General features: G+C 62.8%; 8 protein-coding genes. 4 read left to right on the top strand and 4 right to left on the bottom strand.

All coding sequences use genetic code 11. The features are described from left to right. The first annotated feature begins 142 nt into the window (after window positions 1-142). Complete coding sequence (locus E5Z01_RS12280; protein WP_135229623.1) at window positions 143-1,063, top strand: hypothetical protein; 921 nt, start codon at window positions 143-145, stop codon at window positions 1,061-1,063. Window positions 1,064-1,170: 107 nt separating this feature from the next. Here E5Z01_RS12280 and E5Z01_RS12275 read toward each other — a convergent pair whose 3' ends face one another. After that, on the bottom strand, window positions 1,171-1,788 hold the full coding sequence (locus tag E5Z01_RS12275; protein ID WP_135229622.1) for an RNA polymerase sigma factor: 618 nt from the start codon (window positions 1,786-1,788) through the stop codon (window positions 1,171-1,173). Between the two features lie 156 nt (window positions 1,789-1,944). Here E5Z01_RS12275 and E5Z01_RS12270 point away from each other — a divergent pair, with 156 nt between their 5' ends. Beyond that, window positions 1,945-2,307: an FUN14 domain-containing protein gene (locus E5Z01_RS12270; protein ID WP_119765948.1), complete on the top strand. Its 363-nt coding sequence runs from the start codon at window positions 1,945-1,947 to the stop codon at window positions 2,305-2,307. 51 nt (window positions 2,308-2,358) lie between these two features. On the opposite strand, the gene E5Z01_RS12265 is transcribed toward E5Z01_RS12270, so the two are convergent. Then, a complete protein-coding gene (locus E5Z01_RS12265) occupies window positions 2,359-3,168 on the bottom strand; it encodes a hypothetical protein (RefSeq protein ID WP_135229621.1) in 810 nt (269 codons plus the stop codon). Between the two features lie 142 nt (window positions 3,169-3,310). Between E5Z01_RS12265 and E5Z01_RS12260 the strand changes: the two genes are divergently transcribed. Continuing rightward, complete coding sequence (locus E5Z01_RS12260; RefSeq protein ID WP_135229620.1) at window positions 3,311-3,673, top strand: hypothetical protein; 363 nt, start codon at window positions 3,311-3,313, stop codon at window positions 3,671-3,673. On the opposite strand, the gene uvrA is transcribed toward E5Z01_RS12260, so the two are convergent. Continuing rightward, window positions 3,670-6,693 carry an excinuclease ABC subunit UvrA gene (gene uvrA / locus E5Z01_RS12255; protein WP_135229619.1) on the bottom strand — a complete coding sequence of 1,008 codons (3,024 nt, stop codon included), beginning with the start codon at window positions 6,691-6,693 and terminating at the stop codon, window positions 3,670-3,672. The genes E5Z01_RS12260 and uvrA overlap by 4 nt on opposite strands. A gap of 190 nt (window positions 6,694-6,883) precedes the next feature. On the opposite strand from uvrA, the gene E5Z01_RS12250 reads away from it, so the two are divergent. Further along, the gene (locus E5Z01_RS12250; RefSeq protein ID WP_135229618.1) at window positions 6,884-7,312 is read left to right on the top strand and encodes an iron chaperone; all 429 of its coding nucleotides are present in this window, start codon (window positions 6,884-6,886) and stop codon (window positions 7,310-7,312) included. A 156-nt stretch (window positions 7,313-7,468) separates the two neighbouring features. On the opposite strand, the gene miaB is transcribed toward E5Z01_RS12250, so the two are convergent. Beyond that, entirely contained in the window at window positions 7,469-8,848 is a 1,380-nt protein-coding gene (miaB, locus tag E5Z01_RS12245) for a tRNA (N6-isopentenyl adenosine(37)-C2)-methylthiotransferase MiaB (RefSeq protein ID WP_135229617.1), read from the bottom strand. Window positions 8,849-8,940: the final 92 nt, after the last annotated feature.

The raw sequence follows: 8,940 nt of genomic DNA, 5'->3' as shown, positions 1-8,940 counted from the left end.
TCTTGCGCAGCGGGACCGCGCTGAGAACGTACTGTAGGATAGCCATTAGACCCATTGGAAGCGGTGTGTTCACAGCCCCATTTTCGGTGGGTCTTTCTTTGTGACCTCAAAACTGCACGAACCATTGGTATAAGGATGCCGCATGATTCGCCCCACCGCTCCCCTGACCCTGGAACAGACCACTGCCTTCTCCATCGAGGAATTGTTCGCGCATGACCCCACCTGGCGTCAGTGGCGTGTGGTGCTGGCCTATGAACCTGAACTGGCGGAACTGATCAAAACGGAGTTCAGGCCGCATGCCTGGCCGGAGTACGCCGCCGCCAGCCGCAGTGAACTGCTCTGGGCATTCCTGCCTGTGTTGCACGGGCGCATGACCTCACCTGAACTGTGGCGCTCGCGCCGGTTGCTCCCGGAAGCGCAGCAGCATGCCGCCGAAACTCTGAGTCACCGGCTGCGCACCAGCGGACAGAGTTCATTGCCCAGCACGTTCACGGTGAAACCCGACCCAACGAAGGAAAGTTGGGTGATTTCCCAACCTCGACAGAACAGACTGCCGAAGTTGCCAGACGGTTTGATTGTCGCGGTTCTGCTTGTTCTCCTCTTACTCGCCGCCATTTTGAAACTGTCTGTGCTGCTCTCCTTCCTCCTCGTCGCTCTCGTGTTCGGCCTCCAGCGGGTGTGGACATCACGTCCAGCGGTGGTTCGCCAGTTCCCCCCGGAGCTGCCTCCGGTCACTGACCCGGGAACCCAGCCGCTGCTGCTCGCCGCGCCAGCCGTGCGGGAATTGACCTTTGAACTGGAACGCAACCTCAGCCGTGCCAAGCGGAGCAGTGATCCTGGCTGGCACTACAACGCCAGGGCCGCCCTGACCGAGTACCTGCCCGAAACGCTGTGTCTGCACGGCGAGCGCCAGGGTCAAGCGGACGACCCGGCATTTCAGGTGGCTCTGGCCCACATCCGCGAAATTGCCACGCGGGGCAGCGAGGCTACCGAACTCCGCTGGAACGCGCACGAGCGCTTCCTTGAGGACAAGGCCCGCTCCCTGAACATCGAAGACGGGTAAAGATTCGTTCGCTCCTTGTGGCACGAGAAAAACCAACCCGTCACCATACCGGCATGATGGAACGCCACCTCACGTCCAGCAGGCGTTTGACGCCGATGTGAGGTACGTCAATGCACATCGGCCACGTCGGCCAGCAACTCCGCCAGCTGTTCCTTGGCCCTGAAAACGCGGCTCTTGGCGGTTCCGGGGGCCACCCCCTGAATGCGGGCAATCTCGTCGTAGGGCAGGTCTTCGACGAAGCGCAGCACCACGGCTTCGCGGTATTCCTGGGGGAGCTTCATCAGGGCGCGTTGCACGCGGTCTTGCGCCTGCTCGCTCTCGGCGGCCTGCCCGGGTGAGCGGCCCGAACTCGTGACCTCGAACCCTATTTCCTCGCGGGCTTCTTCCAGGCTGAAGCGCTGGTGCTGCTTACGCCGGTGAGATTCGATCTGCGTGTTGCGGGCCACCTGATAGAGCCACGGCAGGACGCGTTCCCCGGCGCGGAAGGTGTTCATGCTGCGCCAGGCGCGGTAAAAGACTTCCTGGGTCAAATCCAGGGCGTCTTCGCTGTTGCCCTCCAGGCGGTACAGGTAACCGTACATGCGCTGCTCGTACTCGGTCACGAACGCGTGCCAGGCGGCCTCGTCCCCAGCCAGCAATCTGGCGTGCCTCTCCCTGGTGAGCAGGTCGGTGGGGGGTGCACCGCTGGCGTTGTCCGTCGGAATCTCCACGTTACCTTTCACCATAGCGCGTCAGGCGGGCGGGCGCCCGTCGATTCCGGTGTGGTCTGGAGCATTTGCCAAAAGAACGCCGTGTTTTTTGGCCGAGCAGCGCGAGTGAATTTGGATGAGCAGGACGAAGAACGGAATTCGGAGAACTGCTTTAGAATGCCGCCAGTTGTTATGACCGCACCCCAGACCACGCCCGAACCCGCGGCCACCGCTGACCTGGCCCACTCCATTCAGAACATGCTCCCGGACTTGAGTGTCGGGGCACTGCTGGGATTTGCGACTGGTGTGGCCGTGAAGTTTGTGGGCCGCATCGCGCTGATCGTGGTGGGCCTGCTGTTTATCGCGGTGCAGCTTCTGGCGTGGACAGGCATCATCACCGTGGACTGGTTGAAATTGCAGTCCCTGACGGAGCCTATCCTGCAACGCGGCAAGGACAGCGGCGTGCCGTGGGCGCTGCGGATGCTGACGGCCAACCTTCCCTTTGCAGGGGCTTTCCTGGCGGGCCTGCTGCTGGGTTTACGCTGGCGGACCTGAACACCGAATGAAAAAACGCCCCACGGCCAGCGGGGCGTCAGGGCTGCAGGGTCAGTTTTTTCTGGGCGGGTCGTCCACGGCCAGGTGATCTAGATCCAGGTCGATCATGGTGGCGTTCGGCTCAGGCGCCTTTGTCGTGAGCGGCTGGCCTTCCACCCGGACTTCCGGCTGGGCGGAGAAGGTCGATGTTTCCGTCAGCGTCGTTTCAGCGGGCACGGGCGGCGTCACAGGCTTCGGAGCTGGGCTGGGCATCGGCGTGGCGGCCGTGTTCACGGTTTGTATGGTCGCCGCACTGGCTCTGGCGGCTCTGGCTTCGTGGCGGCGACGGCTGCCGCGCACGATCATGGAGATGAGTTGACGCACGAAACTGAACGCCACCACCCCCAGCATGGGCAGGATGGCGACTTCCTGAAAACTGCGGCTCAGCGGAAGTTTCAGGCTCGGATCAAGCTTCACGCCAAACTTCGCCGCGCCGAGGATGGCCCCGGCGAACAGCGCGGCGCCGAACGGCAGGACGAACGGCCCGCCCGCGTGTTTCAGGATCAACAGGGCAAACAGCGCCCCGCCGATCAGCGGAAAGATCACGAACCACTGCTCCGGCGTGCCCGCGTACAGGAAAGGCAGCACCCCCAGCGCCAGGCCCATGTACCCGAACCACCCGGCGAATTCGTCGGCCACCAGCGTGAGCAGAATCCAGACGAACATCATTTTCGTCCAGCCGAAGTCCTCGCCAGGCATCCACAGCAGGTAGGCCAGCGCGGCCACGGTCAACCAGCCGCCCAGCAGGCGCAGGAACGTCCACAAGCCCGAGTAGTTGTGGGCCGGACGGGAGGGTGGAACAGGTGGGGAAGCGGCGCTCATGCTGACAGTGTTTTAGCACGCACGGGCAGGAAGGCTCAGGGTCAGCGGGGCCAGAAGTCCGGGCAATGGGTTTGTCACTGCTTGTTTCCAGGTTCCTGCGTTCGGTGAGCTTCGGGTCAGTGCCGCTCTTTACAGTTCAGGTATGCCCATTCTGACCACGCTGGCTCTGGCGTCTACACTGAGCGTTCCTGCGCCCTATGAAGTGCAGGAGACGCAGCAGTTTAACCGCAAGACTGTCATTCTCGCCGCTTACGTCAGCCCAGACGGCGTGGGCCACAGCTTGCTCATTGTGCGCGACAGGGCAGGCAGAACCCTCTGGAAGTACTACCTGGGCTGGAAGTACCACCTGGACATTGAAGGGCGGAGTCTGGCCGTCAGAACCCTGCTCCCAAATGGTCAAACACTGCTGCGTTTTTTCGATGAAACGACGGGGGAGAACTTCGGCACGAACCGTTTCGCGGATGTACCGAAATTCTCCCCGCTGGTGGCGCCTTCCAGGCCCTAAACGCCGACGACTTCTTTTTTCTTCCTGCTGGTGGTCTTTTTGGCGGGGGCTTTCGCTGCCTTGGGCGTGGCGCTGGCTTCAATCCCCGGCACTTTGCGTAGGTACTCCCCGGTGTAACTGGTGGGGTGTGCGGCGAGTTCCTCGGGCGTGCCGGTGGCGACGATGGTGCCGCCGCGAATGCCGCCTTCCGGCCCCAGGTCGATGATGTGGTCGGCGCACTTCATCACGTCCAGGTTGTGCTCGATGATGACCAGCGTGTTGCCGCCGTCGGCAAGTTTTTGCAGCACGTCCATCAGCTTGCGCACGTCCTCGAAGTGCAGGCCGGTGGTGGGTTCGTCGAGAATGTAGATGGTCTTACCGGTGGCGCGTTTGCTGAGTTCGGTGGCGAGCTTGATGCGCTGGGCCTCGCCGCCGGACAGGGTGGTGCTGGGCTGCCCGATGCGCATGTAGCCCAGGCCCACTTCCAGCAGCAGTTGCATCTTGCGCTGAATGGGCGGGATGGCCTCGAAGAAGGTGTTGGCGTCCTCCACGGTCATGTCCAGCACGTCCGCGATGGTCTTGCCGTTGTACTTCACTTCCAGCGTCTCGCGGTTGTAGCGTGCGCCCTTGCAGACCTCGCACGGGACGTAGATGTCGGGCAGGAAGTTCATCTCGATCTTCATGACGCCGTCGCCCTTGCAGTGTTCGCAGCGCCCGCCCTTCACGTTGAAGGAAAAGCGTCCGGCCAGGTAACCGCGCCGCCTCGATTCGGGTGTTTTAGTGAACAGGTCGCGGATTTCGGTGAACACGCCCGTGTACGTGGCGGGGTTTGACCGGGGCGTGCGTCCGATGGGCGACTGGTCGATCTCGATGACCTTGTCCAGGTGCTCCATGCCCTCGATGCGGTCGTACAGCCCCTGTGTGGTTTTCGCGCCGTTCAGTTCGCGGGCCAGGGTGGCGTGCAGAATGTCGTGAATCAGGGTGGATTTCCCACTGCCAGACGGCCCGGTGACGACGGTCATGGTTCCCAGGGGAATGCTGGCGTCCACGTTTTGCAGGTTGTTCTGGCGGGCACCGTACACGTCCAGCGTCTTGCCATTGCCGCGCCGCCGCTCGGTGGGAACCTCGATTTTCAGTTCGCCGCGCAGGTACTTGCCGGTCAGGCTGTTCTTGGCGTTCTTGACTTCCTGCGGGGTGCCGTGCGTCACGACTTCCCCACCGTGAACGCCCGCGCCCGGCCCCATGTCGATCAGGTAATCGGCTTCCAGCATGGTGTCCTCGTCGTGCTCCACCACCAGCAGGGTGTTGCCCAGGTCGCGCAGGTTCTTCAGGGTGCCGATCAGGCGCCCGTTGTCTTTGGGGTGCAGGCCAATGCTGGGTTCGTCCAGCACGTACAGCACCCCGGTCAGGCCGCTGCCTACCTGGGTCGCCAGGCGGATGCGCTGCGCCTCGCCGCCCGAGAGGGTGTTGGCCGTCCGGTCGAGGCTCAGGTAATCCAGGCCCACGTCCACCAGGAAGCGCAGGCGGGTGCGAATGGCTTTCAGAATCGGGGCCGCCACCGCCGTGCCGAAGTCATTCAGCTTGTACTCGTAGTGCAAGGGGCCGTGCGCTTTCGCGCTGCCGCCCGTGTGACCCTTCAGGAACGGCTCGATGGCCGCGTGGTTCAGGGTAGCGTCCTGCAACTCATGGAAGAACTGGTCGGCTTCCAGCACGCTCATGCCGCTCGCCTGCGAGATGTTCAGGCCGCCCACCCGCACCGCCAGAATCTCCGGCTTGTAGCGCGTCCCGCCGCACGTCGGGCAGGGACGCAGGTCCATCAGTTCCTCCATCTTCTCGCGCATGAATTCCGACTCGGTGTCCGCGTAACGCCGCTCCAGGTTGGGAATCACCCCCTCGAACTCGGTCATGAAGCGCATGGTTTCCTTGCCGCCGCGCCTGTAAATCACCTGAAACGGTTCGCCAGGGCCGTGCAGCACCGCCTTCTGGGCCTTCGCGGGCAAGTCCTTCCAGGGGGTTTTCAGGTCGAAATCCAGGTGCTCGGCCAGCGCCTTGAGCTTGTCCCAGTAGTAGATGCCGGCGTCGGTGCCCTTCTTCGTCCAGGGCAGGATCGCGCCCTCGGCGATGCTCAGTTTCTCGTCGATCACGCGATCCGGGCTGAATTCCTGCTTGTACCCGATCCCGGCGCAGTCGCCGCACGCGCCGTAAGGGTTGTTGAAACTGAAACTGCGCGGCTCCAGTTCCTCCAGCACGCTCCCGTGCTCCGGGCAGGCGAACTTCTCGGAGTACAGTTCCTCGTGCGCCTCACCGTCCGGGCCGCCGTCGGGCATCAGGACGCGCAGCAGCCCTTCGCCCCGGCGCAGGCCCAGTTCCACGCTCTCGGCAATGCGCCCCCGATCCGTTTCGCGCAGGGTCAGGCGGTCGATCACCACGTCCACGTCATGCTTCTCGAACTTCTCCAGCTTCAGCTTCTCGGCCTCGTCCAGTTCGTACAGCGTGCCGTCCACCCGCACGCGCGAGAAACCCTCGCGGCGCAGGTCGGCAAACAGTTTGCGGTACTCGCCCTTGCGCCCGCGCACCATCGGGGCCAGCAGAATGGCGCGTTTGTCGGCAAACTCCGACAGCAGCCGCCCGGTAATCTCGCTGGGACTCTGTTTCTCGATTTTGCGCCCGCAGATCGGGCAGTAAGGTGTCCCCACGCGGGCATACAGCAGGCGCAGGTAATCGTGAATTTCCGTGACCGTGCCCACCGTGCTGCGGGGGTTGTGGCTGGTCGTCTTCTGGTCGATGGAAATCGCCGGGGACAGGCCGGTGATGCTGTCCACGTCCGGTTTCTCCATCAGGCCCAGGAATTGCCGGGCGTAAGCGGACAGGCTCTCCACGTAGCGCCTTTGCCCCTCGGCGTAAATGGTGTCGAAGGCCAGCGTGCTTTTGCCGCTGCCGGACACGCCCGTAATGACTACGAATTTGTCACGAGGGAACGAAACGTCGATGTCCTTCAGGTTGTGTTCGCGTGCGCCGCGTACAGTCAGATCGCCTTGCAAAATAGTCGCTCCTTGTGGGCGGGAGTTATGGCTGGTGCGTAAGACTGAGGATGCCCTACGTCCTGAAACGGAACATTCTAGCAGCCTGAAAGCGTACTCCGCCAGCCCGATTTCGTAATTAACTTATGAAAATGAAGAGCTGAAGCTCCACTTGCACGTACAGGGCATCATTCCAACCACAGGAGAAACCATGCCAGCGCAGAAAGCCAACACCGGATTCACCTCCGAAGAACAGGCTGCCATGAAAGAACGCGCCGCCGAAACCAAGCGCCCGCGTGGCAGCAAAACCGACCCGGAAGCCGAAGTCCTCGCCAAAATTGCTGAATTGCCCCAGCCAGAGCGGGACATGGCGGAGAAACTGCACACCATCATCAAGAACGCCGCGCCCAGCCTCACGCCGAAAACGTGGTACGGGATGCCCGCCTATGCCCTGAACGGCAAGGTCGTCTGCTTCGTCCAGAGCGCCAGCAAATTCAAAACCCGCTACGCCACCCTCGGCTTCAGCGATACCGCGAAACTCGACGACGGACAACTCTGGCCCACCGCTTACGCCCGCGCGGAACTCACGCCAGAAGTCAAAAAGAAAATTGTGGAACTGGTGAAAAAAGCCGTTCAGTAATAGCGACGTGCTGAAGTTGGCAGGCCTGCGGTTGACCCCTCAGTCAGCTTCGCTGACAGCTCCCCTGGGAGGGGAGCCAGGTGGAACGCTGTTCTCGGCTCCCTTTTGATGGGAGCTGTCGCCGTCAGGCGACTGAGGGGTTTCTTCTGGAAGCCCTTACGCCATCGGTAATGCGCCCATAACAGCCGCCGCTTCGGGCGTGTAGCGCGGCAACTCGGCGAGGGGTTCTCCGTCCGGCCCCAGGATGCGCCCGCTGAGGTTGTGCGGCGTGGCGTGCTCCACCCTCACCTGGTAAATGCCTGCGCTGTCTGCGCCCACGGCTTTCGGGGCGACAATCGCGTGACTGCCGCGCGTATGGCCTTCCAGGAAGCCCTCGGTGTAGGCGTCCCCCCGGAACAGGACTTCCTGCACCGTGCCGACTTTCCCGGCGTTCTTGCGCATGGACCAGTCCTTCTGTTTCGCCACGAGGCGCTGTAAACGCTCGGTCTTCAGCTCACGCGGCAAGTCCTGGAAATGCTTGTAACTGGGCGTGCCGGGGCGCGGCGAGTAGATGAACATGTACGCGCTGTCGTACCCCACCTCGTCGTACAGCGAGAGCGTCTCCTGGAAGTCCTCCTCGGTTTCGCCGGGGAAGCCGACGATGATGTCCGTGAACAGCACCACGTCCGGGATGTGCCGCTTGATCTGCGCGATGTGCGTCAGGTACTTCTCGCGGTTGTACTCGCGGGCCATGCGCCGCAGCACGCGGTCGGAGCCACTTTGCACCGGCAAGTGCACGAATTCGCAGATGGCGGGCGTCTGGCCGATGGCGGCGGCCACGTCCTCGGTGAAGTTCATGGGGTGCGAAGTCGTGAACTTGACGCGCTTCACGCCGCTGCGCCCCACCATGCGCAGCAATTCGGCAAACGACGGATACCCGGCCAGCTTCGCGCCCTGATCCACGCCGTAAGCATTCACGTTCTGGCCCAGCAGCGTGACTTCCTGCACGCCCGCCGCGAGTTGCATGTCCAGTTCACGCAGAATGTCGTCGGGCGAGCGGCTCACCTGCGGGCCGCGCGTGGTCGGCACGATGCAGTACGTGCAGTGGTGATCGCACCCGCGCATGATCGTCAGGTGCGCCTGCAACCGCCCCTGCGGCGGCGGCGGGATGTGCTCGTGCAACTCGTCCTTGAACTGCAACCCCCAGAAACGCTCGTTGGCCTCCAGTGCCTGGCCGATGTCCAGCAGACTGCCCGGCCCCAGCAGCACGTCCACCTCGAACTTGCGGGCCATCTGCTGGCCTTCTTCCAGTTGCGCGAGGCAGCCCATCATGCCCACCACGAGTGGGCGCTGCGCCTTCTGCTTACGGAGCTGACCCAGCACCGTGCGCACCTTCTCCACCGGCTTGCCACGCACGGCGCAGGTGTTGATCAGCACGAAATCGGCCTCGTCCACGCTGTCCACCATGTCGGCGCCGAACGAAACCAGTTGCGATTCCACCAGATGCGTGTCGTACTCGTTCATCTGGCAACCATAAGTAATCACGTGCGCTTTCAAGTTCTGTTCCTCCCTGGCCGGACGGATGGATTCCGGGGCCGTAAACCGAACAAGAATAAACGAAAGGCGGCAACAGAAAAGCGACTCCCGCG

Origin of the sequence: Deinococcus fonticola, from assembly GCF_004634215.1 — a bacterium.
In the GTDB taxonomy this organism is placed as follows: domain Bacteria; phylum Deinococcota; class Deinococci; order Deinococcales; family Deinococcaceae; genus Deinococcus; species Deinococcus fonticola.
The sequence above is the reverse complement of the archived record's forward strand: the minus strand, read 5'-3'. Positions and strand labels throughout refer to the sequence as shown.